This window comes from Palleronia sediminis (genome assembly GCF_004358695.1).
Taxonomy (GTDB): Bacteria; Pseudomonadota; Alphaproteobacteria; order Rhodobacterales; family Rhodobacteraceae; genus Palleronia; species Palleronia sediminis.
The window spans coordinates 124966-147534 of the sequence record NZ_SNAA01000008.1 but is presented as its reverse complement, the minus strand read 5'-3'; the positions used below and the strand labels follow the sequence as shown (position 1 = coordinate 147534).

The 22569-nt window shown below is 69.9% G+C and carries 27 protein-coding genes; 17 read left to right on the top strand and 10 right to left on the bottom strand.

The window, feature by feature from the left end; all coding sequences use genetic code 11:
- Positions 1-276 precede the first annotated feature (276 nt).
- Both E2L08_RS09050 and cobS read right to left on the bottom strand, forming a co-directional pair.
- Positions 277-906 (bottom strand): hypothetical protein, encoded by a 630-nt coding sequence (locus tag E2L08_RS09050; RefSeq protein ID WP_133396750.1) that lies wholly within the window; start codon positions 904-906, stop codon positions 277-279.
- Positions 899-1885: a cobaltochelatase subunit CobS gene (gene cobS / locus E2L08_RS09045; RefSeq protein ID WP_133396749.1), complete on the bottom strand. Its 987-nt coding sequence runs from the start codon at positions 1883-1885 to the stop codon at positions 899-901. Before cobS ends, E2L08_RS09050 begins: the two co-directional genes overlap by 8 nt.
- Positions 1886-2116: 231 nt before the next feature.
- On the opposite strand from cobS, the gene msrB reads away from it, so the two are divergent.
- Entirely contained in the window at positions 2117-2608 is a 492-nt protein-coding gene (gene msrB / locus E2L08_RS09040; protein WP_133396748.1) for a peptide-methionine (R)-S-oxide reductase MsrB, read from the top strand.
- Between the two features lie 71 nt (positions 2609-2679).
- On the opposite strand, the gene E2L08_RS09035 is transcribed toward msrB, so the two are convergent.
- The gene (locus E2L08_RS09035) at positions 2680-3321 is read right to left on the bottom strand and encodes a J domain-containing protein (protein ID WP_133396747.1); all 642 of its coding nucleotides are present in this window, start codon (positions 3319-3321) and stop codon (positions 2680-2682) included.
- A 72-nt stretch (positions 3322-3393) separates the two neighbouring features.
- Between E2L08_RS09035 and E2L08_RS09030 the strand changes: the two genes are divergently transcribed.
- A complete protein-coding gene (locus tag E2L08_RS09030) occupies positions 3394-3651 on the top strand; it encodes a BolA family protein (RefSeq protein WP_133396746.1) in 258 nt (85 codons plus the stop codon).
- Positions 3652-3658: 7 nt separating this feature from the next.
- Here the strand turns inward: E2L08_RS09030 and E2L08_RS09025 are convergent, their stop codons facing one another.
- Positions 3659-4120: a hypothetical protein gene (locus E2L08_RS09025; protein WP_133396745.1), complete on the bottom strand. Its 462-nt coding sequence runs from the start codon at positions 4118-4120 to the stop codon at positions 3659-3661.
- Positions 4121-4299: 179 nt separating this feature from the next.
- Here E2L08_RS09025 and E2L08_RS17000 point away from each other — a divergent pair, with 179 nt between their 5' ends.
- Positions 4300-4461, top strand: coding sequence for a hypothetical protein (locus E2L08_RS17000; protein ID WP_168771098.1), 162 nt, complete (start codon positions 4300-4302; stop codon positions 4459-4461).
- Positions 4462-4517: 56 nt separating this feature from the next.
- Here the strand turns inward: E2L08_RS17000 and gatB are convergent, their stop codons facing one another.
- On the bottom strand, positions 4518-6032 hold the full coding sequence (gene gatB, locus E2L08_RS09020) for an Asp-tRNA(Asn)/Glu-tRNA(Gln) amidotransferase subunit GatB (RefSeq protein WP_133396744.1): 1515 nt from the start codon (positions 6030-6032) through the stop codon (positions 4518-4520).
- A 197-nt stretch (positions 6033-6229) separates the two neighbouring features.
- On the opposite strand from gatB, the gene E2L08_RS09015 reads away from it, so the two are divergent.
- Positions 6230-6844, top strand: a complete 615-nt coding sequence (locus E2L08_RS09015; protein WP_240758176.1) for a transglycosylase SLT domain-containing protein — start codon at positions 6230-6232, stop codon at positions 6842-6844.
- On the top strand, positions 6841-7608 hold the full coding sequence (locus tag E2L08_RS09010) for a transglycosylase SLT domain-containing protein (protein ID WP_133396742.1): 768 nt from the start codon (positions 6841-6843) through the stop codon (positions 7606-7608). Before E2L08_RS09015 ends, E2L08_RS09010 begins: the two co-directional genes overlap by 4 nt.
- 6 nt (positions 7609-7614) lie before the next feature.
- On the opposite strand, the gene E2L08_RS09005 is transcribed toward E2L08_RS09010, so the two are convergent.
- From E2L08_RS09005 to pepN, 3 genes are all read right to left on the bottom strand, one after another.
- Complete coding sequence (locus E2L08_RS09005; protein WP_240758175.1) at positions 7615-8490, bottom strand: lysophospholipid acyltransferase family protein; 876 nt, start codon at positions 8488-8490, stop codon at positions 7615-7617.
- Between the two features lie 131 nt (positions 8491-8621).
- Complete coding sequence (locus E2L08_RS09000) at positions 8622-9179, bottom strand: type 1 glutamine amidotransferase domain-containing protein (RefSeq protein WP_133396740.1); 558 nt, start codon at positions 9177-9179, stop codon at positions 8622-8624.
- A 62-nt stretch (positions 9180-9241) separates the two neighbouring features.
- A complete protein-coding gene (pepN, locus tag E2L08_RS08995) occupies positions 9242-11794 on the bottom strand; it encodes an aminopeptidase N (protein ID WP_133396739.1) in 2553 nt (850 codons plus the stop codon).
- A 100-nt stretch (positions 11795-11894) separates the two neighbouring features.
- On the opposite strand from pepN, the gene E2L08_RS08990 reads away from it, so the two are divergent.
- From E2L08_RS08990 to E2L08_RS16995, 10 genes are all read left to right on the top strand, one after another.
- On the top strand, positions 11895-12107 hold the full coding sequence (locus E2L08_RS08990; RefSeq protein WP_133396738.1) for a hypothetical protein: 213 nt from the start codon (positions 11895-11897) through the stop codon (positions 12105-12107).
- A gap of 1 nt (position 12108) precedes the next feature.
- A complete protein-coding gene (locus E2L08_RS08985) occupies positions 12109-12300 on the top strand; it encodes a DUF2256 domain-containing protein (RefSeq protein WP_338069520.1) in 192 nt (63 codons plus the stop codon).
- The gene (locus E2L08_RS08980; protein WP_133396737.1) at positions 12297-14522 is read left to right on the top strand and encodes a malate synthase G; all 2226 of its coding nucleotides are present in this window, start codon (positions 12297-12299) and stop codon (positions 14520-14522) included. The genes E2L08_RS08985 and E2L08_RS08980 overlap by 4 nt, the downstream gene beginning before the upstream one ends.
- Before the next feature lie 6 nt (positions 14523-14528).
- Positions 14529-14981, top strand: coding sequence for a methyltransferase family protein (locus tag E2L08_RS08975; RefSeq protein ID WP_133396736.1), 453 nt, complete (start codon positions 14529-14531; stop codon positions 14979-14981).
- A gap of 32 nt (positions 14982-15013) precedes the next feature.
- Positions 15014-15439, top strand: coding sequence for a GlcG/HbpS family heme-binding protein (locus E2L08_RS08970; RefSeq protein WP_133396735.1), 426 nt, complete (start codon positions 15014-15016; stop codon positions 15437-15439).
- Complete coding sequence (locus E2L08_RS08965) at positions 15436-15825, top strand: RidA family protein (RefSeq protein WP_133396734.1); 390 nt, start codon at positions 15436-15438, stop codon at positions 15823-15825. The genes E2L08_RS08970 and E2L08_RS08965 overlap by 4 nt, the downstream gene beginning before the upstream one ends.
- A 99-nt stretch (positions 15826-15924) precedes the next feature.
- Positions 15925-16704 carry a gamma-glutamyl-gamma-aminobutyrate hydrolase family protein gene (locus E2L08_RS08960; protein WP_133396733.1) on the top strand — a complete coding sequence of 260 codons (780 nt, stop codon included), beginning with the start codon at positions 15925-15927 and terminating at the stop codon, positions 16702-16704.
- Between the two features lie 216 nt (positions 16705-16920).
- Complete coding sequence (locus E2L08_RS08955) at positions 16921-17865, top strand: sulfurtransferase (protein WP_133396732.1); 945 nt, start codon at positions 16921-16923, stop codon at positions 17863-17865.
- 3 nt (positions 17866-17868) lie between these two features.
- On the top strand, positions 17869-18993 hold the full coding sequence (locus tag E2L08_RS08950) for a YeeE/YedE family protein (protein WP_133396731.1): 1125 nt from the start codon (positions 17869-17871) through the stop codon (positions 18991-18993).
- Complete coding sequence (locus E2L08_RS16995) at positions 18990-19160, top strand: hypothetical protein (RefSeq protein ID WP_168771097.1); 171 nt, start codon at positions 18990-18992, stop codon at positions 19158-19160. The genes E2L08_RS08950 and E2L08_RS16995 overlap by 4 nt, the downstream gene beginning before the upstream one ends.
- A gap of 11 nt (positions 19161-19171) precedes the next feature.
- Here E2L08_RS16995 and E2L08_RS08945 read toward each other — a convergent pair whose 3' ends face one another.
- Positions 19172-19705: a hypothetical protein gene (locus E2L08_RS08945; RefSeq protein ID WP_133396730.1), complete on the bottom strand. Its 534-nt coding sequence runs from the start codon at positions 19703-19705 to the stop codon at positions 19172-19174.
- Between the two features lie 80 nt (positions 19706-19785).
- Between E2L08_RS08945 and E2L08_RS08940 the strand changes: the two genes are divergently transcribed.
- Both E2L08_RS08940 and E2L08_RS08935 read left to right on the top strand, forming a co-directional pair.
- A complete protein-coding gene (locus E2L08_RS08940) occupies positions 19786-20472 on the top strand; it encodes a D-lyxose/D-mannose family sugar isomerase (RefSeq protein ID WP_133396729.1) in 687 nt (228 codons plus the stop codon).
- The gene (locus tag E2L08_RS08935; RefSeq protein ID WP_133396728.1) at positions 20469-21287 is read left to right on the top strand and encodes a M23 family metallopeptidase; all 819 of its coding nucleotides are present in this window, start codon (positions 20469-20471) and stop codon (positions 21285-21287) included. The genes E2L08_RS08940 and E2L08_RS08935 overlap by 4 nt, the downstream gene beginning before the upstream one ends.
- Positions 21288-21295: 8 nt before the next feature.
- Here the strand turns inward: E2L08_RS08935 and kynU are convergent, their stop codons facing one another.
- Positions 21296-22498 carry a kynureninase gene (kynU, locus tag E2L08_RS08930; RefSeq protein ID WP_133396727.1) on the bottom strand — a complete coding sequence of 401 codons (1203 nt, stop codon included), beginning with the start codon at positions 22496-22498 and terminating at the stop codon, positions 21296-21298.
- Positions 22499-22569 lie beyond the last annotated feature (71 nt).

Sequence of the window (22569 nt, the reverse complement as noted above, 5' to 3'; positions counted from 1 at the left end):
AACTCGACCTCTTCGATGCATTGAACCTCCCGAAACCCGCCTGACGCTCGATGTCGTCACAAAAACGCTTGACCCGCGTCAACAATATCAATCGCTTATCGGATTAACTGTCGAACTCCGGAGCCCCGGTCCGTTTTCCTACCCGGATAGGACAATGTCCGGCCAGCGTCCGATTCCCAGGCCGGACGAGGCCCCTGTCCCGTTGTCTTCCAGTTGCGCGCAGGAGGGTTATAGGCCGGCGCGGGTAAAGACGGCGTAAACCGGGGGCGCGGCGTCTCAGTTCAGTCCCGCGGCCTCGAGCGCCTCGGCGCAGGGGCGGGGAAAATCCTCGGGCGACCAGTCGGCGACGGGCGGGGCATCCGCCACGCCCTTGCCCGAGCGGGCGACGGCGGTGCCGCCCGCGGGGCTGACGGTGGTTTCCCAGCCGCCGGTAAGGAGGTTCACGTCGCAACTGGCCGAGGCGTTGTCGATCCGGTCATAGGCGACATGGCTGTAGCCCGCGACGCGCAGGGCGCCGTCGCGATGGGCGAGGGTCAGTACCTCGTCCCAGGCGGTGCGGCCGATGCCGGTATTGCCCGCGACGACGGCGATGCTGCCATTGCCGCGCGGCGAGAACAGCGCCTCCTGCCCGGCCATGGGGCCGGCAAAGACGAGGCCGCGCCGGACGAAAAGCGGCGTGCGGTCGAACCCGTCCAGAACGATCAGGTCGGCCATGTCCGAGTCGTCGCGCCCGCGCGCCAGCAGCGCGATTTCGTCGCCGGGCGTATCGGGCAGGATATCGACGCGGGTGATGTCGACGATGCGGGTCAGGTGACGGGCCTCGCCCTCGCCGAACTCGTCGGCAGCGAGGGGGACCGCTGCCAGCGCGAGACAGAGCGCCAGGGCGGCGCCGGTGCGCCTAGCCAAGGCTCGCACTCGCCGCGCTTTCGGGCAGTTCCTCGTCAAAGCAGCGCTGGTAGAACTCGGCCACGGTTTCGCGCTCGAGCTCGTCGCACTTGTTGAGGAAGGACAGCCGGAACGCATAGCCCACATCGTGGAAGATCTGCGCGTTCTGCGCCCAGGCGATCACGGTGCGCGGGCTCATCACGGTGGAAAGGTCGCCGTTCATGAAGGCCGTGCGCGTGAGGTCGGCCACCGTGACCATGCGCCCGATGGTGCGGCGCCCGTCCTCGGTATCGTAGATCGGCAGCTTGGACACCACGATATCGACCTCGGCATCGTGGGGCAGGTAGTTGAGCGTCGCCACGAGGCTCCACCGGTCCATCTGGCCCTGGTTGATCTGCTGGGTGCCGTGGTAAAGGCCCGTCGTGTCGCCGAGGCCCACCGTGTTCGAGGTCGCGAAGAGCCGGAAATAGGGGTGGGGGTGGATCACCTCGTTCTGGTCGAGCAGCGTCAGCTTGCCGTCCACCTCGAGCACGCGCTGGATCACGAACATCACGTCGGCGCGGCCGGCATCGTATTCGTCAAAGACGATCGCGGCGGGGTTGCGCAGCGCCCAGGGCAGGATGCCCTCCTGGAACTCGGTGACCTGCACCCCGTCCTTGAGCTTGATCGCGTCCTTGCCGATCAGGTCGATGCGCGAGATGTGGCTGTCGAGGTTCACGCGCACGCAGGGCCAGTTCAGCCGCGCGGCGACCTGTTCGATATGGGTCGATTTGCCGGTGCCGTGATAGCCCTGGATCATCACGCGGCGGTTGAAGGCAAAGCCCGCGAGGATGGCGAGCGTGGTGTCGCGGTCGAAGCGGTAGGTGGAGTCGAGCTCGGGCACGCGGTCGGTGCGCTTGGCAAAGCCGTGAACGACCATGTCGCTGTCGATGCCGAAAACCTCGCGGACCGAGATTTCTTCGGTCGGTTGCGCGTCGATATCGATGCTGCCGTCGGCCATGGAATGCGTCCTTCGTTGCCCCGCGCATGCGGGCGCGGTCTGTCTCGCCCGTGTTCCCGAGCGGGATGCAACATATGCAGACGGGGTTCAAGGGAAAGGGCCGGGCGAGGGGGCGGCCGCGCTCCGCGTCGGTCACGAAGCCGTGGCGATGGGTCCAGCCCGCCCGAAACCGGACTATGTAGCGGGGGAGCACAGCAAGGGAGACCCGGTTTGCCAGATCGCACGATGAAGATGAGCCGCAGGGGTATTCTGGCCGGAGGGGCCGCGATGTTCCTGCTGCCCGCCTGCATGTCCAATGCCGAGGAGGGCGGGTTCGAGGTCACGCGCAGCGCCGATCAGTGGCGCGAGATGCTGAGCGATGCCGAATACGACGTCATGCGCGAGGAAGGCACCGAGGCGCGCAATTCCTCGCCGCTGAACGCGGTCAAGGCGCCCGGCACCTTTCACTGCAAGGGCTGCGACCAGGCGCTTTTCGTGACCCGCACCAAGTTCGAGAGCGGCACGGGCTGGCCGTCCTTCTATGCGCCGCTCGAGAACGCGGTCGCCACCAAGCCCGATCCGGGGCTGTTCGGCACCCGCACCGAGGTGCATTGCGACCGCTGCGGGTCGCATCTGGGCCATGTCTTCGAGGATGGGCCCGAGCCCACGGGGCTGCGGTACTGCATGAACGGGATCTCGATGTATTTCGAGCCCGAGGACGGCGGCGCCCGCGTCATCGGCTGAACCGCGCCGCCCGTTCGGGACGCGTCAGGCGCCCGGTCCCGCAAGGGGCCGGGCGTTTTCATGCGCGCGCGTCAGGCGGTGAAGTTGCGGCTGTTCTTGAGCTGATCCCAGGCCCAGACGACCTCGGCGAGCTGTTCCTCGTGGCCGCGGTCGCCGCCGTTCATGTCGGGATGCAGCACCTTGATGAGCGCCTTGTAGGCCTTGCGGATATCGGTCTTGGACCAGGTGTCGCGCGCATCGAGGATCTCGACCGCGCGGCGCTCGGTGGGCGGCAGGCGCCGCGTCGGCCCGCCCGAGGCGGCCTGCGCGTTGCGGCCGGGATTGCGGGTCGCGTTGTCGCCCAGCACCTGGTGCGGGTCGTCCACCCCGAGGCGCGACCAGGCGCGCTGCTCGGCCGAGCTGAACGGCTTGGTCGACCGGCCCCAGACGCGGTCGGTATCCATCTGCTGGGCGAAATCCTCTTCGGTCTGGCCGTTGAAGAAGTTCCACTTGAGATTGTACTCGCGGACGTGGTCGCGACAGAACCACAGGTACTCGTCGAGATGGTCGGGCGAGCGCGGCGCGCGATACTTGCCCTGCTCCTCGCAGCCGGGATGCTCGCATTTGCGGGTCGAGGTCTCGAACGCCCCCGACATGCCGCGCTTGCCGCGGGTCGTCTTTTTCTTGGCCGACGAGACACGCATATCGAATCCGAAGGGATCGTCGTCCGACATGATGGCTCCTTTCCGTATCAGGGTGGACACTCTAGACGAGTGTGGACCGAGGTGAAGAGGACATTCGATCAAATGCGAGTGGTTGAGGAAATCGAGACACGCCTCGCCGAGGCATTCGCCCCGCGCGAGCTGAGGGTTCAGGACGATTCGGCCGCCCATGCGGGCCATTCCGGGGCGCCCGAGGGCGGTGAGAGCCATTTCTCGGTGCGCATCCGCGCCGACGAGCTTGCCGGTCTGAGCCGGGTGGCGCGGCACCGGGCGATCCATGCGGCGCTGGGGCGCGACCTGGTGACGCGCATCCACGCGCTGGCCATCGACGCCGACGGCTGAACGGCGGTCAGTCGCGCCCGGCGCCGGGCACGGGGCGCAGCCGGCCCGGCGTGCCGCGCGTGGCGGCAAGTGGCGTGCGGCCGTCGCCATCGGGCGCGTCGTCGTCCTGCGGCGCGGGTTCCTGCGGCGGGGCGGGCCAGTCGGGCGCGGCGTCGTCGTCCCATGCGGCGGGATCGGGCCGCGGGGCGGCCGTCAGGGGCGGGGAGTCGCGGTCGTCCTGGGCCGCGTCCCGGTCGAGCGGGCGGCGAAAGACCAGCACGCCGATGCGCGTTTCCTGCGGCTTGCGCAGGATGCGCGACTTTTCGCTCGCCACCATCGTGTCGGCGCGGACATATTCCCACCCGTCGCGCCCCATGGCGTTCAGCAGCTCGGTCAGTCCGGCCGAGAACCGCGCCGCCGCCCCCTTCACGCCCTTGCGGCGCGGCAGTTCGGTGGGGGTGGGCAGGACGGCGTATTCGAAATGCGCCATGGCGGTTCCTCGGATGGGGGGACGGTTGGGCGGGTCTAATGCGGGCAAAGACGGCCCATGGCAAGGGTCGCGCGCCGCCGCGCGTGGAAATCTGCCGAGCCGCCGTCGATCACGAGGACTTGACGAGGCCGCAGCGGCCCTACGTCAACCGCTATAGCAAACCCAAGGAGAGTTTTCAGATGTTCCGCATGACCGCGATTTCCGCCCTGCTGCTGACCGCGCTGGCGGCCTGCCAGCCCGCGAACAACCAGATGAACACGCTGGAGCCCACGCCGATGACGCCGGGCGACACGTTGCAGAACCCCACCGACGGGTTCGACAACGAGATCGGCCCCGAATGAGCCAACCCGCCCGGCGGCCGTGACGGCGGCCGGGCGATCCGCGCGGGGGCCGCGCGTCAGAGCCCCAGCTTCTCGGCCACGATCCTGTTCACCGCCGCCGGGTTCGCCTTGCCGCCGGTGGCCTTCATCACCTGGCCCACGAACCAGCCGGCGAGCTTGGGATTGGCCTTGGCCTTTTCGACCTGCGCGGGGTTCGCGGCGATGACCTCGTCCACCGCGGTCTCGATGGCGCCGGTGTCGGTGACCTGTTTCATGCCGCGCGCCTCGACGATCTCGGCCGGATCGCCGCCCTCGGTATAGACGATCTCGAACAGGTCCTTGGCGATCTTGCCCGAAATCTCGCCCGTCTTGATGAGCGCGACGATACGGCCGAGCTGCGCGGCCGATACCGGGCTGTCGCCGATCTCGCGGTCGTCCTTTTTCAGGCGGCCGAAAAGCTCGTTGATGACCCAGTTCGCGCTGGCCTTGCCGTCGCCCGAGGTGGCCGCGACCTCTTCGAAGAAGGCGGCGTAATCGGTTTCGGCGGTCAGCACGCCCGCATCGTATTCGGTCATGCCGTATTCGGCCACGAACCGCGCCTTGCGCGCATCGGGAAGCTCGGGCAGCGACGCGGCGATCTCGTCCACCCAGGCCTGTTCGATGGACAGGGGCAGAAGGTCGGGATCGGGAAAATAGCGGTAGTCGTGCGCCTCTTCCTTGGAGCGCATCGGCCGGGTCTCGCCCTTGTCGACGTCGAACAGCCGGGTTTCCTGCACGATCTGGCCGCCATCCTCGAGAATGGCGATCTGGCGCCGGGCCTCGGCCTCGATGGCCTGCTGGATGAAGCGGGTCGAGTTCATGTTCTTGATCTCGCACCGGGTGCCGAGATGGCCGAAATCGCCCGTCTCGATGAACCGCTCGTAATCGCCGGGGCGGCAGACCGACACGTTCACGTCGGCGCGCAGGTTGCCGTTCTGCATGTCGCCGTTGCAGGTGCCGAGATAGCGCATGATCTGGCGCAGCTTGAGGATATAGGCGGCCGCCTCTTCGGGTCCGCGGATGTCGGGGCGGCTCACGATCTCCATCAGGGCGACGCCGGTGCGGTTGAGATCGACGAAGCTCATCGCGGGGTCCATGTCGTGGATCGACTTGCCCGCATCCTGTTCGAGGTGGATGCGTTCGATCCGCACGCGGCGCGCGATGCCGGGGGCCATGTCCACGATCACCTCGCCCTCGCCCACGAGCGGGGCATAGAGCTGGCTGATCTGGTAGCCCTGCGGCAGGTCGGGGTAGAAGTAGTTCTTGCGGTCGAAGGCGCTTTCGAGGTGGATCTCGGCCTTGAGGCCCAGCCCCGTCTTGACCGCCAGCGCGACGCAGCCCTCGTTGATGACGGGCAGCATGCCGGGCATCCCCGCGTCGACGAAGGCCACGTTGGAGTTCGGCTCGGCCCCGAACTCGGTCGAGGCGCCTGAGAACAGCTTGGCCCGGCTCGCGACCTGGGCGTGAACCTCGAGCCCGATGACGAGCTCCCAATCATGCAGGGCGCCCTGGATCACCTTGGGCTTTGGGGCTTCGAATGTCAGGTCGAGCATGGGGCGGGTTCCGCTTATTGGGGCGCGACGCGCTGTGTAGCCCCGCCCCGGATCGAGCGCAACGATCGGCGTATCGCCGCGCATCGGGGCCGTTTCGGAACGAATCTCTGGTCGCGCCGCGTCGAATCGGTCTATCGCCCGAACTGCCGGGCGACTGAGGGCCGGTGCTGCCTGTCGAGGATTCAATGCTGCGAGCCATGCTGCTGATCGCCGTCTGTGGCCTTTCTGCCTGCGTTTCGACCAAGACCGTCGAGCAGGCCCCGCCCGAGCCGGCCGTGATGCGGTGGGATTTCCGGCCCGAGGGGCGCGTCTGGACGACCGAGACGCTCAAGGCGTTGCAGGGCCACGGCGCGGGACTGCCGGCGATGGTGCCCTCGGACTATGCCGAATGGTGCCCCGGCTATGCGCAGCAGACCCCCGAGAACCGCGCCCTGTTCTGGACGGGGCTCTTGTCGGCACTGGCCAAGCACGAAAGCACCTGGCGCCCCGATGCGGTGGGCGGCGGCGGCGCGTGGTACGGGCTGACGCAGATCGCGCCCGGCACCGCGCGCGGCCATGGCTGTCGCGCGACCTCGGGCAATGCGCTCAAGGACGGCGCGGCGAACCTGTCCTGCGCGGTGCGGATCGCGGCGAAACAGGTCACGCGGCGCGGATCGGTCTCGCGGGGGATGCGCGACTGGGGGCCATTCCATAATTCGGCCAAGCGCGCCGAGATGGCGGCCTGGACGCGCGCGCAGCCCTTCTGCGCCGTGCCCGCGGCCGAGCCGGCCTCGCCGTTGGCCGCGTTCCTCGCGGGCGGCGACGACGCATGAGACGGGCGGGGCGGATCGCGGGGGTGGCGCTGGTCGCGGCCCTGGTGGCGGGCACGGCAATGGCCGCGGGCGAGATCCGGCCCATGCCGCGCCCGCAGGCCGACCCGATCCCGGTCACGCGCTGGGACCATCGGCGCGAAAGCGACGAGTGGAGCCTCGCGGCCATCTCGGCGCTCAAGGCGCATGGCGAGCGGCTGGTCGAGACCGACCCCCGCGACATCGGCGAATGGTGCCCCGGCTACAAGCGCGGCACGGATGCGTCGCGCCGGGCCTTCTGGGTGGGGTTCCTGTCGGCGCTGGCCAAGCACGAAAGCCGCTGGCGCCCCGCGGCGGTGGGCGGGGGCAACCGCTGGTTCGGGCTGTTGCAGATCTGGCCGCCCACGGCGCGCCATTTCGGCTGCCGCGCCCGGTCGGGGGGCGAGCTGATGGACGGTGCCGACAACCTGTCCTGCGCCATCCGCATCATGTCGGTAACGGTGCCGCGCGACGGGGTGATCCATGCCAGCAGCCCGCGCTGGGCGGGGGTGTCGGCCGATTGGGGCCCGATGCGGTCCGAGGCCAAGCGCGAGGACATGCGCCGCTGGCTCGCCGGACAGGACTATTGCCAGATCTCGGTCAGCCCGCGCCCGATGCAGCGCCCCGTCCCCGAGGGGCTGATGGCGGGACCGGTCGCGCCCGAGACGCGGCCCGAGCCGCGCGCGATCGTCGTCGCCTCGGACGACACCCCGCCCGCGCGGGGCACGGCGCGCAACCTCATGCGATAGGCGCGCTCAGGTGCGGGTAGTCAGCCGCAGCCACGGGCGCGAGCTGTCGACCAGCGACACCGACGGCGCGTGCCGCCCCCCCAGATCGAGCGTCGCGTCGCGCAAGAGCTCGATCGCGTCCTCGGGGCTGGCGGGCAGGGCGCGCGGCGATACCGGCTCTCCGACGCTGATGCGATAGGGCTGACGGGCCTTGTTCAGCGTTTCGTAGAACAGCGTGATGTCGCGCAGGCTCGGGTGGATCAGGTCGAAAAGGTAGAACAGCGCCGAGTTGCGCGCGCGGATGTTGATCGGGATCACCGGCGCGTCGAACTTGCGCGCGATCATCGCGGCCGAGGGCATCCAGGGCCGCTCGTAAAGCTTGAGCCCGCGCCGCTTGGCCAGCCGCCCCGAGGGAAAGATGATCCCGAGCCGCCCGGCCTGCATCGCGGTGCGGGTATAGGCCATCGTTTCGCGGGTCTTGGCGTGGGTGCGCTTTTCATGGCGCCACTCGACCGGGGCGATCATGCAGTCGAGCTGCGGCACGACGCGCAGCAGGTCGGTATTGGCGTAGAAGAACAGGTCGGGCCGGATCGGGGCCAGCAGGTGATAGAGCACGATGCCGTCCGCGATGCCGGTGGGGTGGTTGGCGACGATCATCGCCGCGCCGTGGCGCGGGATGCGGTCGAGCCCCGAGACCTCGACCTCGTTGGCCAGCATCCGTCCCATCCGCTCCATGATGGCGGGGCCGGTCCAGTCCTCCATCTCGCGGGCGAGATCGACGGTGCGGTCGTAGCTCAGAAGCCGGTTGAGGACGGTGCGCGCCAGCGCCACGGACGGGCCGGGCCGCCGCAGCCATGGGGCGCGCTCGACAATCTGTTCGTCAATGCGCCCTCTGATGTCCATTTGCGACCCGCTGGCAGCCCGTTTCCCGTCAGACATGGCGCGCGGGATGGGCAAAGGCAAGCGCCGGGGCCGCACGCCCCCCGCAACCGGCGCCAAGGCGGCCGGCCGCGGGGGGCGCGGCGGGGCGGCGGTCACGCCGCGGCCGCGGCAGGGCCGTTTTCAACCGCCTCGACGATGGCCTTGCAGAAGGCATCGAGATCGCCGGGATTGCGGCTGGTGATGAGGTTGCCGTCGCGGGCCACCTCTTCGTCAACCACCTCGGCCCCGGCATTGGCGAGGTCGGTGCGGATCGAATTGTAGCTGGTCAGGCGCTTGCCCTTGACCACGCCCGCCTCGATGAGCAGCCAGGGCGCGTGGCAGATCGCGGCCAGCGGCTTGCCCGAATGGGCGAAGTCGCGCACGAAGGCCACGATTTCGGGCATGGTGCGCAGGATATCGGGGTTGATCTGGCCGCCCGGCAGGACGAGCGCGTCGTATTGCGCGGCGTCCACCTTGTCGAAGGCGAGGTCGACCTTGACCGTGTCGCCCCAGTCATCGCCGTCCCAACCCTTGATGTCGTTGCCGTCGGGGCTGGCGACATGGACGGTCGCGCCCGCGCTGGACAACTGGTCGCGCGGCTCGACCAGTTCGGACTGCTCGAAGCCGCTGGTGGCGATGATGAGGATCTTGGCGTCGCTGATGCTGGGCATGAGGTGCCTCCGTCATTTCGGTGTGTCGTCGGGAAAACGGACACCGGGGAGGGCGGGTTCCATCACTCGGCAAGCATCCGCCCGACCATCTCGGAGGTGTCGCGCGACAGGTCCGTCTTGCCCGCGATACGGGTGAGCGCCGCGCGCATCAATTCCTGCCGGCCGGCATCATAGCGCCGCCAACTGTCGAACAATGTCGACATGCGCGCGGCCGTCTGCGGGTTCAGCGGATCGAGCCGGATCAGCCAGTCGGCCACGAGGTCATAGCCCGTCCCGTCGGCGGCGTGGAAACTGGCGTGATTGGCCCCCAGCGCGCCGATCACGGCGCGGAACCGGTTGGGCGTGCGCCAGTGGAAATCGGGATGCGCGGTCAGCCGCGCGGCCGCCTGCGCACCGCTGTCGCCCGGTGCGGCCGCGACCTGCACGCTGAACCACTTGTCGAGCACGAGCCGGTCGGATTTCCAATCGTCGTAAAAGGCGGCGAGCGCATCATCGGCCTGCCCGATGGCCACGAGCGCGGTGAGCGCGGCGAGGCGGTCGGTCATGTTGTCGGCACTTTCGACAAGCGCGCGCGCCCGCGCGCCGCCATCGATGCGCGACAGGCGCGACAGCGCGGCACCCCGCAGCGCACGCCGGCCGGCGGGGCCGGCCTCGGGCGAGTAGGGGCCCGGCTCGGCCAGGCTGTCGAAGAGGTGGGCCAACCGGTCCTCGTGACGGCGGGCGACGGCCAGCGCCAGGGCGCGGCGGGCGGCGTCGATGGCATCGGGGTCGGGCACGGTGCCGCCCTCGGCAAGGCTGCGCGCGAGATCGTCGTCGCCGGGCAAGGCCAGCACCATCGCGCGGAAGGCTGGCTCGATCGTATCGTCGGCCAGAACCGGGCCCAGCGCGTCGAGATAGGCGGGATCGGGCGCGGCGCCGTCACGCACCATCCGCAAGAGCGCGTCGCGGGCCAGTTCGCGCCCGGATTCCCACCGGTTGAAGGGGTCGGTGTCATGGGCCAGCAACAGCGCCCGGTCGGGGTTGGACAGCGGCTGGTCCAGCACCACGGGCGCCGAGAACCCCCTGAGCGCCGAGACCACGGCATCGCCGGTCCCGATGGCAAAGCGGTGGGTTTCGTGCGGTCGGGTCAGCACGATATGCTGGGTGGCCAGCGCCTCGGTGCCGTCGCGCGCGACGGCGCCCAGCGCGACCGGGATCGCGTGGGGCAGCTTTTCGGGCTGGCCGGGGGTGGCGGGCACATCCTGGCGCAGATCGACCACGAGCGTGCCGTCCTCGATCCGGCTGGAGAGCGTCACGCGCGGGGTGCCGGCCTGGCTGTACCACAGCGCGAATTGCGACAGGTCGCGCCCGGTGGCATCGGCAAAGACCGCAAGCCAGTCCTCGATGGTGCAGGCCTGCCCGTCATGGCGGTCGAAATAGAGGTCGAGCCCCGCGCGCCACCCGTCCTCGCACACGATCCGGCGCAGCATCCCGATGACCTCGGCGCCTTTCTCATAGACGGTCGCGGTGTAGAAATTATTGATCTCGACATAGCTTTCGGGCCGCACCGGATGGGCGAGCGGGCCGGCATCCTCGCGGAACTGGCGCGCGCGCAGCATCTGCACGTCCTCGATGCGCTTGACCGCGTGGCCGCGCTCGTCGCCCGAGAACTGCTGGTCGCGATAGACTGTCAGCCCCTCTTTCAGGCAGAGCTGGAACCAGTCGCGGCAGGTGATGCGGTTGCCGGTCCAGTTGTGGAAATACTCATGCGCGATGATCGCCTCGATCCGGGCGTAATCGGCATCGGTCGCGGTCTGGGGCGAGGCGAGCACGTAGCGCGCGTTGAAGATGTTGAGCCCCTTGTTCTCCATCGCGCCCATGTTGAAATCGTCGACGGCCACGATGTTGAACACGTCGAGATCGTAGGCGCGTCCGTACACGCGCTCGTCCCACGCCATCGAGCGTTTGAGCGCGTCCATCGCGTAGGCGCAGCGATCCTCGTCGCCGGGGCGGACCCAGATGTTGAGCGCCACCTCGCGGCCCTCGGCGGTCGTGAACCGGTCGGAATGGGCGATGAGATCGCCCGCGACCAGCGCGAAGAGGTAGGCGGGCTTGGGCCACGGGTCGGACCATTCGGCGAACCCCTTGCCCGCGCGGCCCGGATTGCCGTTCGACAAGAGCACCGGCAGGTCGGATTCGATGCGCACGTCGAAGGGCGCCATCACGTCGGGGCGGTCGGGGTAATAGGTGATCTTGCGAAAGCCCTCGGCCTCGCACTGGGTGCAATACATGCCGTTCGACATGTAGAGCCCTTCGAGCGCGGTATTGGCGGCGGGGTCGATCTCGACCTCGGCCTCCCACAGAAAGGGGCGGTCGGGCGCCTCGACGCTGAGTCCGGCGGGGTCGATCAGCGGCGTGACGGGCGTGCCGTCGATGGCCGCCTCGATCAGGCGCAACCCCTCTCCGTCGAGCCTGAGCGGGCCGCCCGGCCCCTCGGGGTCGGGGCGGAAGGCGATGCGCGCCAGCACGCGGGTGCGCGAGGGGTGCAGCCGAAAGGTCAGGTCGACCCGGTCCACCCGGTGGGCGGGCTTGCGGTATTGCGACAGGCGGATGGGGCGCGGGGCCGCGTCTTTCATGATTTTTCGTCCGAACGGCTAGAGAAGAGGGGTCTGTCCCCTAGGTTAGGGCAAGACCGGGCCGCCGCAACGGGGGTCGCCAAAACGATGAGAGGATATCATGTCCGCGCCCGAGACGAATACCGAAAAGCAGAAGAAACGCCACAAGACGCCGCTGGCCGGCATGGGTATCGTGACCGGCTTTGCGCTGGTCCTGCTGGTGGCGCTGATCGCCTTTTTGTCGATCAACGGCAACGAGCCCGCCGATAACGAGCCGGTGGCCGCCGACGCGATCGAGCCCGCCGCGGAAGGCGAAACCGCCCCCGCGGAGTAAGATGCTGCAGATGCCACGCCGCACTGCAAAAGAAAATTTGCATACCAAGGTATGCCAGACTTGCAATCGCCCCTTCACCTGGCGCAAGAAATGGGCACGCGACTGGGACAGCGTGAAATATTGCAGCAATCGCTGCCGCGCCGGGCGCTCGCGTGCCTCGGCCGGCGGCGTGGAAGGGGACCGAGGACCATGACGCAACGCACCGAACGCGCGGGCCTTCAGGTGGCGGCCGACCTGGCCGAGTTCATCGAGGATCGGGCGATGCCCGGCACCGGGATCGAGCCGGGCCCTTTCTGGGAGGGGTTCGCCGCGATCCTGCGCGACCTGACGCCGCGCAACCGTGCGCTGCTGGACACCCGCGACGAGTTGCAGGCCCGCATCGACGACTGGCACCGTGCCCATCCCGGCGATACCGGCGGCGGCGGCGCCTATCGCGATTTCCTGTCCGAGATCGGCTATATCGTCCCCGAGGGCGACGATTTCACCATCGACACCCCCGAGACCGACCCCGAATTCGCGCGCATTGCCGGGCCGCAGCTTGTCGTGCCGGTGATGAACGCGCGCTATGCGCTGAACGCGGCCAATGCGCGCTGGGGCTCGCTTTACGACGCGCTCTACGGCACCGATGCGCTGGGCGATCTGCCGGCGCGCGGCGGGTTCGACGCCCAGCGCGGCAAGCGTGTCGTGGCGCGCGCCAAGGCGTTTCTCGACGCGCATTTCCCGCTGTTCTCGGGCTCGCATGTCGATCTGGTGGGCTACCGGATCACCGACAAGGGGCTCGAGGGGCTGGTGCTGAACGGCGAGGATTGGCGCGGCGACCAGACCACCCAGAGCCGCGAGGTGCCGTCCAAGGGGGCCGCGCCCAACGTGCATCACGGCGTGCCGCTGGCCGATCCCGCGCAGCTCGTCGGGTTCCGCGGCGACCGCGACGCGCCGACCCGCATCGTGCTGGCCCATAACGACCTGCATATCGACATCGTCATCGACCGCGAGCATTTCATCGGCAAGGACGATCCCGCCGGCGTCGCCGATATCGAGATGGAAAGCGCGATCTCGGTCATCATGGATTGCGAGGACAGCGTCGCCGCGGTCGATGCCGAGGACAAGGTCCTGGCCTATTCCAACTGGCTCGGCCTGATGAAGGGCGACCTGTCGGCCGAGATCGAGAAGGGCGGCAGGACCGTCACCCGCCGCCTCGCGGAGGATCGCCATTACGACACGCCCGACGGCGGCACGCTGCGGCTCAAGGCGCGCGCGCTGATGCTGGTGCGCAATGTCGGCCACCTGATGACCAACCCCGCGATCCTGACCGAGGAGGGCGACGAGGTCTACGAGGGGCTGATGGATGCGGTGGTGACGGTGCTTTGCGCCATGCACGACCTGAACCGGGGGGGCGGCAATTCCGAGACCGGCTCGGTCTACGTGGTCAAGCCCAAGCTGCACGGCCCCGACGAGGTCGCGTTCTCGGACGAGATATTCGGCCGGGTCGAGGCGCTGCTGGGCCTGCCCGCGAATACCGTCAAGATCGGCGTCATGGACGAGGAGCGGCGCACCTCGGTCAACCTCAAGGAATGCATCCGCGCGGCGAAGAGCCGGATCGCGTTCATCAACACGGGCTTTTTGGACCGCACCGGCGACGAGATCCACACCTCGATGGAGGCGGGCGCCATGATCCCCAAGGGCGAGATGAAGAACTCGGCCTGGATCAGGGCCTACGAGGATCGCAACGTCGATATCGGGCTGGCCTGCGGGCTGCCGGGGCGCGCGCAGATCGGCAAGGGCATGTGGGCCATGCCCGACAGGATGGCCGACATGCTCGAGGCCAAGGTGGCGCATCCCGAGGCGGGCGCCAATTGCGCCTGGGTGCCGTCGCCCACCGCCGCCACGCTGCACGCGATCCATTACCACGAGGTGAACGTGGCCGGGGTGCAGGCGAGGCTGGCGGGGCAGGGGCTCCGCGGCTCGCTCGACGATCTGCTGACGATCCCGCTGGCCAAGGGGGCCAACTGGTCCGACGACGAGATCACGGCCGAGGTCGAGAACAACGCGCAAGGCATCCTCGGCTATGTCGTCCGCTGGGTCGACCAGGGGGTCGGATGCTCAAAGGTGCCCGATATCCACGATGTCGGCCTGATGGAGGACCGCGCGACCTGCCGCATCAGCAGTCAGGCGCTGGCCAACTGGCTGCATCACGGCGTCGTCTCGCGCGAGAGCGTCATGGACGCGATGCGCCGCATGGCCGAGGTGGTCGACCGCCAGAATGCGGATGATCCCGACTATGTCCCGATGGCGCCCGGTTTCGACGGGCCGGCCTTTCGCGCGGCCTGCGCGCTGGTCTTCGAGGGGCGCGAACAACCCTCGGGCTATACCGAGCCGCTGCTGCACGAGGCGCGGCTGGAACGAAAGGCGGGGTAGGGCGCGATGGGTCTGCGCGACGATTTCCCCGATCTTCCGCCCGTCTGGGCCGCCGGGGTCTTCGTCGCGCAGCTTGCCGCCGCCGCGCTGCCCTTCGGGGGGCTCGACCCCGGATGGGCGCGGCCCGCGGGGCTGGTCCTGCTCGTCGCGGGGATCGGGCTTGCGGGATGGGCCGCGCGGTGGTTCGCGCGCCGCCGCACCCCGATCGAGCCGGGCGAGACGCCCCGCGTGCTGATCGTCGAGGGGCCGTTCCGGCTGAACCGGAACCCGATCTATACCGGCATGACGGTCGCGCTGGCCGGCGCGGGGCTCATGCTGCTGTCATGGCCCGCCGCGGTCCTTTCGCTGGCATTGCCCTGGATCCTCGGGCGTCGCTTCGTGGCCGCCGAAGAGCGGCGCCTGCGCGAGGCCTTCGGCGCCGAGGCCGAGGCTTGGCTTGCCCGCAGCCGCCGCTGGTGACGTTTCCCGCCCCCTCCCGAAAGGACGTCGACATGACCGAACTGACACTCGAGACCGCCCGCCGCGCCATCGCCGCCACCTTTGACGAGGGCCGCGCGCAGGGGCTCAGGCCGCTATCGGCCATCGTGATCGATGCGGGCGGGCATCCGCTGGCCTTCGAGCGGCAGGACGGCGCCAGCCCCGGCCGTTTCGTCATCGCGCATGGCAAGGCCTATGGCGCGGTGATGCTGGGGATGCCCGGCGGGGCGATGATGGCGCGGGCCGAGGACCAGCCCTATTTCATGGCCGCGATCAACGGCGCCTTCGGCGGTGCGGTGGTGCCGGTGCCGGGCGGCATCCTCATCGTCGATGGCGACCGGGTGCTGGGCGCGCTGGGCGTCACCGGCGACACCTCCGACAACGACGCGGCGGCGGGCATGGCGGGGCTGAAGGCCGCGGGGCTCGAGGGCAAGGCGTGAGCGTCCGACGCATCTCCTCCGGCAGCCGGTTCGAGGCCGAGATCGGATACAGCCGCGCGGTGGTCGCCGATGGCTGGGTCTTCGTCGCCGGCACGACGGGCTTCGACTACACCACCATGGAGATCGCGGACGACCCCGCGGCGCAGGCCGAACGGGCCTTCGACACCATTGCCGCTGCGCTGGCCGAGGCCGGGGCATCGCTGGGTGACGTGGTGCAGGTTCGCTACATCCTGCCGGATGCGGATGACTGGCCCGCCTGCTGGCCGGTGACGCGCGCGCGTCTCGGGACGGCGCGTCCGGCGGCCACGATGATCGTGGCGGGGCTTCAGGATCCGCGCATGAAGATCGAGATCGAGGCGACGGCGCGGCTGCCCGGCCGGACCTGACAGCCACAGGTACGCCGGCGCATGGCGGGCCTGAGCGTCGCGGTTGTCTCGCGCCGCGGTCCCGACTATTTTCGGTCGGATATCCCAGCGGAGCGTGACATGACCCGACCGATCGTCGGCATAATCGGCAACCATCACTATATCGAGGGCACGTACGAGGTCCATGCCGGCGGGCGGATGAACAGCGAGGCGGTGGCGCAGGTCTCGGGCGCGATCCCGGTCATCCTGCCCTGCGGCGAGGGGCTGCTCGAGGTCGGCGACCTGCTCGATGCGTTCGACGGCTTCGTGTTTCCCGGTGGGCGGCCGAATGTCCATCCCGCCGAATACGGCCATGACGAGACGCCCGCGCATGGCGTGTTCGACCGTGGCCGCGACCGGGTGGCGCTGCCGCTGATCCGGGCTTGCGTCGAGCGGGGCCAGCCTATCCTGGGGCTCTGCCGCGGCTATCAGGAGGTTGCGGTGGCGATGGGCTCGACCCTGCATCCCGAGATCCGCGAGCTTGCCGGGCGCGACAATCACCGGATGCCGCCCGACGGCACGATCGAAGAGAAATTCGCCCTCCGCCACGAGGTCACGTTCACCGAGGGCGGGCCGTTCCACCGGCTGATGGGGGCGCGGACGGTGCGCACCAACACGCTGCACGGGCAGGGGGTCGAGGTGCCGGGGCCGCGTTTCGTCATCGACGGCCGCGCGCCCGACGGCACCCCCGAGGCGAGCTATGTCGCCGATGCGCCGGGCTTCACGCTGTCGGTGCAGTGGCATCCCGAGTACCGCGCCGCGGAGGACCCGGTGTCGCGCAAGCTCTTCGGGGCGTTCGGCGACGCGGTCCGGGCCTGGGCGCGCACCCGCAGCCCCGCGCCGGTGCGCGCCATCGCCTGACCGCCCGGCCGGGCCGCGCGGCGCAAATAGGGACGCGCGTTCCGCCTGTCCGTTCGGCCGCGGAACGGGCGTGCGCGCGACGCCGCGCGCGCCGCGGCGGCGTTTCGCGGTGGGGCGGGGGCGGCGAACCCCCGTCCGGCCGGCGTGGCGGGGGGGCATTTGCAATGGCGCGCCGCCGCCTCACATAAGGCGCGAACCCGCAAGGAGGGATTGACCATGACCGCACGGACCGCCTTTGCCGCCGCCGCCCTGCTGGCCGCCGGCCCCGCTTTTGCCGCGCTCGACGCCGATCACGGCCCGCTCGTCACGCCCGCGGAACTGTCGGCCGCGCTCGAGGATGGCGGGCTGACCGTCATCGACATCCGCGCCCCGGACGGCGCAGGCTATGCCGGCGGCCATGTCGAGGGCGCGCTGAACACCCCCTACGGCGCCTTTCGCGGCCCCGAGGAAAACCCCGGCCAACTGCCCGAGATCGACGCGCTGACCGAGACCCTGCAAGGGCTTGGCCTGACCGGCGACAGCCAGGTGGTCGTGACCTATGGCGGCGAAAGCGTCACCGATTTCGGGGCGGCCGCGCGGGTCTACTGGACGCTGAAAAGCGCGGGCATCGAGGATCTCGCGATCCTGAACGGCGGCATCGCCGCCTGGGATGCGGCGGGCCTGCCTCTTTCGACCGCGGGCGCCGAGGCCGAGCCTTCGGATTTCACGGTGACGTGGAACGACCGCTGGACCGCCACCGCCGAGACGGTGCAATCGGTGCTCGACGGCGACCGCGACGCGGTGCTGCTCGATGCGCGGCCCGAGAGCTTCTGGAGCGGGGAGGAGGCGCACCCCGCCGCCGCGCGCCCGGGCACGCTGCCGCAATCGCAGTATTTCACCCATGACAACTGGTTCTCGTCCGGCCCCGCCATCGTGGATGCCGAGGCGGCCAGGGCGCTGGCGGCCGAGCAGGATTTCGCGGATGCCGAATCGATCATCTCGTTCTGCAATACCGGGCACTGGGCCGCGACCAACTGGTTCGCGCTGAGCGAACTGGCCGGGGTCGAGGATGTGAAGCTCTATCCCGAGTCGGTCGTCGGCTGGTCCAACGCGGGCTTCGAGATGGCCAATGTGCCGGGTGCGCTCAAGAACTTCTGGAACCAGGTCAAGGACACGTTCTGAGCGATGAGCGTCGCGGCATCTCCCGACAGATCGGGCGCGCCCCTCGCCGGGCGCGCCCTCGTCATTCTCGGCGCGGCGCTGGCCTGTCTCGCCGTCGCCGTGCTGGTCGGCGCGCGGTTCGGCCTGCTGATGGCCATCGGCCTGGGCTATGGCATCGTGCTCGAGGGCCTGCGGTTCGGCTTTGCCGGGCCGTGGCGGCGGCTGCTGACCCAGCGCGATCCGACCGGCACGCTGGCGCAGCTCTTGGCGATCGCGCTGGTGTCGGTCGCGGCCTTTCCCATGCTCGCCGCCAACGAGGGCGAGCTGATCGGCGCCCATGCGCCCGTGGGTTTTGCCATGGTGGGCGGCGCCTTCGTCTTTGGCGCGGCGATGCAGATCGTCATGGGCTGCGGGTCGGGCACGCTGGTCAATTCGGGCAGCGGCAACCCGGTCAGCCTGCTGGCGCTGCCCTTTTTCGCGCTGGGCAGTTTCGCGGGGGCCTATCACCTGATCTGGTGGACGGCGCTGGGCGCGCTGCCCACTGTCGCGCTGAGCGGCACGGGCGGGTTGCTGATCACGCTGGCCGGGCTCGCCATCGTCGCGGGCGTGCTGCTTGCGATCGCGCGGCCCGGAACGCGCGCGATCCCGCGCCGCCTGTGGATCGCGGCGGCCGCGATCGCGGGGCTCGCCATCGCCAACCTCGCCGTCGCGGGCCAGCCTTGGGGCGTGGTCTACGGGCTGGGGCTCTGGGCGGCCAAGGGCGCGCAGGCCGTGGGGGTCGATGTCGCGGCTTCGTCCTTCTGGGGGACCGAGGCGAACCTCGCCCGGATCAACGAGTCGCTTCTGACCGACGTGACGTCGCTGACCAATATCGGCATCATCGGCGGCGCGTTCCTCGTCGCGGTCTGGCGCAGCGGGCTGTCGCAACCCCTGCCGGGCCTGCCGGCCAAGGCGTGGATCGCCACGGTGATCGCGGGGTTCCTGCTGGGCTATTCGTCGCGGCTGGCCTTCGGCTGCAACGTGGGCGCGTTCTTCAGCGGGATCTCGACGGGCTCGCTGCATGGCTGGGTCTGGTTCGCCGCGGCGCTGGGCGGCTCGTGGGTCGGCATCCGCCTGCGCCCCGCGCTGGGGTTGGAGGGGCGGCGATGAGGACGCGGCGGCTGACGGCGGCGGTGGCGCTCGGGGCGGTGGTCGCGCTGGTCGCGGCCGACCTGGTGGCGAGCGAGCCGCCCAACCCCTACCAGGCGCCGCCCCTGATCGCGCTGGGATCGGGGCTGGCGGCGGGCGGCGCGCATTGCGCGGCCCTGCCGCAGTAGGACCCGCGCCGCTAGCCGTCCCCGGTCGTGTCGGGGGCTTCGGCCGTTTCGGCGGCGAGCCCATCGGGCCGGGCGCGGGGGCGGGTCGGCGTCGTCTCGGGCGCGGCCTGCGGCGCGGCATCGCCGCCCGCCTCGATCTCGCGCAGGATCTCGGGGGTTTCGGGCACCGGGGCGGCCACGACCTCGCCGCCCTGTGCGGCCTGCATGAACACCTCTTCGGCATAGCCGCGCACCGCGTCGATGACCGGCCCCTCGGGCGCCTGGCGACATCGCGCCGACAGGCCCGTGACCACGTCGACCGGATCGACCGGCGACAGGGTCGCCCCTTCGGAGGGGGATTGCCCCGCATCCACGCGCCCCGCGAGATATCCCAGCGCCCAGTCGCCCGCCTGTGCCAGCAGCGGCAGGTTGTCGACCCCGATGATCGTGGCGCAGGCCTCGCGCCCGATGCCGCTCACCGGCACGTCGTCGGGCAAGGTCTCCTGCGCGATGGCGGGGGCGGCCACGACGAGCGCGGCGAGAAGGGTGGTGGAATGTCCGAACAAAATACGATCCTCTGGCGACGGCGCGAAACCGACCGTCCGGGTCGATCCTTGACGCGCCCGCGACTCAACGAGGACAAGGCATGAAGCGTTCCCGCATCAACTCGATCATGGCCGAGGCCGAGGCGTTCATCGCGGCGCATCGCTTTGCCCTGCCGCCCTTTGCATGGTGGAGCCCCGAGGAGTTCGCCGCGCGTGCGGACGCCGCCCGGCATGTCGTCGATGCCCGCATGGGATGGGACATCACCGATTTCGGCGCGGGGGATTTCGACCGGATGGGGCTGTTCCTGTTCACGCTGCGCAACGGGCGGCTCGCGGATCTGCGGCGCGGCGGCGGCATGTGCTATGCCGAAAAGCTGCTGATCTCGCGCCGCGACCAGCTCAGCCCGATGCACACCCATGTCGTGAAGGTCGAGGATATCATCAACCGCGGCGGCGCGACCCTGTGCGTGGAGCTTTGCGGATCGGACGATCAGGGGCGCCATGACCCCGATGCGGGCGGCGAGGTGCTGTGCGACGGCATCGCGCGCCGCTTTGCCCCCGGCGAGGTTCTGCGCTTTGCCCCCGGCGAAAGCGTGACGCTGAAACCCGGCGACTGGCATGCCTTTTGGGGCGAGGGGGGCGACGTGCTGATCGGCGAGGTCTCGACCGTGAACGACGACGAGACCGACAACATCTATCGCGACCCGATCGGCCGCTTTTCGACCATCGAAGAGGACACCGCCCCGCGCCACCTGCTGGTCAGCGACTATGCCGGGCGGTTCGCATGATCCGGGCGTTCGTGGTCTCGGCCTGTCTCGTGGCGGCATCGCTCGGGGGCGCGCGGGCCGGGGGCGCGCCGCCCGAATGCGACGGGGCGCTTTGCGCGCAGACCCGCGTGGTCGACGGCAAGGCGCGGCTGGTCGCGCGCAATGTCGACGAGGCGATGACGATCACCGTGGTGCTGGACCTCGGCGCGCCCAAATCCGATGGCGAGCGGCTGCGTTTCGCGGTGCTCGCCCCCGGCGAGCGGGTGCGCATGGCCGCGCTGCCGCGATCCGAGGCCGAGGGGCTCGCCCCGCTCTATCGCTGGATCCCCGGCAATGCCTTTGCGCGGCCCGACCTGTCGGTGACGTATCGCCTGCCCTTCGAGGGGCGGCGGCAGGTCGCGCAGGGCTGCGGCGGCTGGTTCTCGCATCGCGGCGCGACGGCCAACGCGGTCGATTTCGACATGCCTGAGGGCACGCCGGTGCTGGCGCTGCGCGCGGGCCGGGTGGTCATCCTGCGCATGAGCGGGACCGAGGGCGGGCTCAGCCGCGCGCATCTGGGCACCGAGAACCGCATCGCGGTCGAGCATGACGACGGCACGATGACGCTCTATGCCCACCTCGCCGCCAATTCGCAGCGGGTGGAGCGGGGCCAGCGGGTCGCGGCGGGCGATGTGCTGGCACTGTCGGGCAATACCGGGCTCAGCTCGGCCCCGCATCTGCATGTCGAGCTGTTCACCCCCACCGAGGACGGCGACCGCCGGACATGGCCGATCCCGTTCGAGACCGACGCGGGCATCGTGACCTGCCCGCGCATCGGCGAGATGCTGGGCGGCTGAGGCCGCGCTCAGGTCACGGGCTTGCGGGCCCGGAACTCGGGCGCGTCCCAGAGGCCGCGATTGACGATATGGGCCAGCGACTCGGCCGCGCGGTCGATATCGGCCTCGTCGAGATAGAGCGGCGTAATGCCGAACCGCAGGATGTCGGGCGCGCGGAAATCGCCGACGACGCCGCCCGCGATCAGCGCCTGCATGATCGCGTAGCCCTCGGGGTGGCGGAACGACACCTGGCTGCCGCGATCCTCGGGTGCGCGCGGCGAGGCGAGCGTGAGGGCGGGGCAGGATGCCTCGACCGCGTCGATGAAGCGTTGCGACAGCGCGACCGAGCGGGCGCGGACATCCTCGATCCGGGCCATGTCCCAGACCTCGAGCGCGGTTTCGAGCGCGACCATCTGAAGCACGGGCGGCGTGCCGACCCGCATCCGCATCACGGCCGGGGCGGGGCGATAATCGGGATCGAAGGCAAAGGGCGCCTCGTGGCCCAGCCACCCGGCAAGCGCGGGGTCGATCCGTTGGGCGAGATCGGGGCGCACATGGATGAAGGCCGGCCCGCCCGGCCCGGAATTGAGGTATTTGTAGGTGCAGCCCACGGCAAAGGCCGCCCCGCACCCGGCCATGTCGACCGGCAGGGCGCCGGCGGAATGGGCGAGATCCCAGACCGTGACGATGCCCAGCTCATGCGCGCGGGCGCTGAGCCGCGCCATGTCGTGCCGCCGCCCCGTGCGGTAATCCACCTCGGTCAGCATCAGAACGGCGACCTCTTCGGACAAGTGCGCCTCGACCTCCTCGGGGGGCGGGGTGCGCAGGTCATGGCCGCGCTCCAGCGTCCGGGCGAGACCCTGCGCGATGTAGAGATCGCTGGGGAAATTGCCCGCGCAGCTCAGGATCACGCGGCGGTCGGGGTTGAGCGCCAGCGCCGCGGCGAGCGCCTGGTAGACCTTGACCGACAGCGTGTCGCCCAGCGTCACCGACCCCGCGGGCGCACCGATCAGCGGCGCGATGCGGTCGCCCAGCCGGTCGGGCATCTCCATCCAGCCGGCATCGTTCCAGCCCCCGATCAGCTTGCCCCCCCAATCGTGCCGCGCGGCCTGCGCCAGCCGCTCGGGCACCGCGCGGGGCAGCGGACCCAGCGAATTGCCGTCGAGATAGGTCACGCCCTCGGGCAGGTCGAAAAAGGCGCGGGTGGCGGCGAAATCGGTGGCCGTGGTCATGGGCGTCGCTCCGTCAGGGGTGTCGCGGCCTTGCTAGAGCGCGGGTGGCGTGCGGAAAAGACGAAAAGGCC

Coding starts and splice junctions, on each gene's coding strand:
- E2L08_RS08990 (WP_133396738.1), top strand. CDS start 11,895: ATGTCCGCGCCCGAGACGAATACCGAAAAGCAGAAGAAACGCCACAAG.
- E2L08_RS09035 (WP_133396747.1), bottom strand. CDS start 3,321: ATGTCGGACGACGATCCCTTCGGATTCGATATGCGTGTCTCGTCGGCC.
- E2L08_RS08985 (WP_338069520.1), top strand. CDS start 12,109: ATGCTGCAGATGCCACGCCGCACTGCAAAAGAAAATTTGCATACCAAG.
- E2L08_RS16995 (WP_168771097.1), top strand. CDS start 18,990: ATGAGGACGCGGCGGCTGACGGCGGCGGTGGCGCTCGGGGCGGTGGTC.
- E2L08_RS09000 (WP_133396740.1), bottom strand. CDS start 9,179: ATGCCCAGCATCAGCGACGCCAAGATCCTCATCATCGCCACCAGCGGC.
- E2L08_RS09005 (WP_240758175.1), bottom strand. CDS start 8,490: ATGGACATCAGAGGGCGCATTGACGAACAGATTGTCGAGCGCGCCCCA.
- E2L08_RS17000 (WP_168771098.1), top strand. CDS start 4,300: ATGTTCCGCATGACCGCGATTTCCGCCCTGCTGCTGACCGCGCTGGCG.
- E2L08_RS08970 (WP_133396735.1), top strand. CDS start 15,014: ATGACCGAACTGACACTCGAGACCGCCCGCCGCGCCATCGCCGCCACC.
- gatB (WP_133396744.1), bottom strand. CDS start 6,032: ATGCTCGACCTGACATTCGAAGCCCCAAAGCCCAAGGTGATCCAGGGC.
- cobS (WP_133396749.1), bottom strand. CDS start 1,885: ATGGCCGACGGCAGCATCGATATCGACGCGCAACCGACCGAAGAAATC.
- E2L08_RS08955 (WP_133396732.1), top strand. CDS start 16,921: ATGACCGCACGGACCGCCTTTGCCGCCGCCGCCCTGCTGGCCGCCGGC.
- E2L08_RS08950 (WP_133396731.1), top strand. CDS start 17,869: ATGAGCGTCGCGGCATCTCCCGACAGATCGGGCGCGCCCCTCGCCGGG.
- E2L08_RS09025 (WP_133396745.1), bottom strand. CDS start 4,120: ATGGCGCATTTCGAATACGCCGTCCTGCCCACCCCCACCGAACTGCCG.
- E2L08_RS08935 (WP_133396728.1), top strand. CDS start 20,469: ATGATCCGGGCGTTCGTGGTCTCGGCCTGTCTCGTGGCGGCATCGCTC.
- kynU (WP_133396727.1), bottom strand. CDS start 22,498: ATGACCACGGCCACCGATTTCGCCGCCACCCGCGCCTTTTTCGACCTG.
- E2L08_RS08940 (WP_133396729.1), top strand. CDS start 19,786: ATGAAGCGTTCCCGCATCAACTCGATCATGGCCGAGGCCGAGGCGTTC.
- E2L08_RS08975 (WP_133396736.1), top strand. CDS start 14,529: ATGGGTCTGCGCGACGATTTCCCCGATCTTCCGCCCGTCTGGGCCGCC.
- E2L08_RS09030 (WP_133396746.1), top strand. CDS start 3,394: ATGCGAGTGGTTGAGGAAATCGAGACACGCCTCGCCGAGGCATTCGCC.
- E2L08_RS09010 (WP_133396742.1), top strand. CDS start 6,841: ATGAGACGGGCGGGGCGGATCGCGGGGGTGGCGCTGGTCGCGGCCCTG.
- E2L08_RS09015 (WP_240758176.1), top strand. CDS start 6,230: ATGCTGCTGATCGCCGTCTGTGGCCTTTCTGCCTGCGTTTCGACCAAG.
- pepN (WP_133396739.1), bottom strand. CDS start 11,794: ATGAAAGACGCGGCCCCGCGCCCCATCCGCCTGTCGCAATACCGCAAG.
- E2L08_RS08960 (WP_133396733.1), top strand. CDS start 15,925: ATGACCCGACCGATCGTCGGCATAATCGGCAACCATCACTATATCGAG.
- E2L08_RS08980 (WP_133396737.1), top strand. CDS start 12,297: ATGACGCAACGCACCGAACGCGCGGGCCTTCAGGTGGCGGCCGACCTG.
- msrB (WP_133396748.1), top strand. CDS start 2,117: ATGAGCCGCAGGGGTATTCTGGCCGGAGGGGCCGCGATGTTCCTGCTG.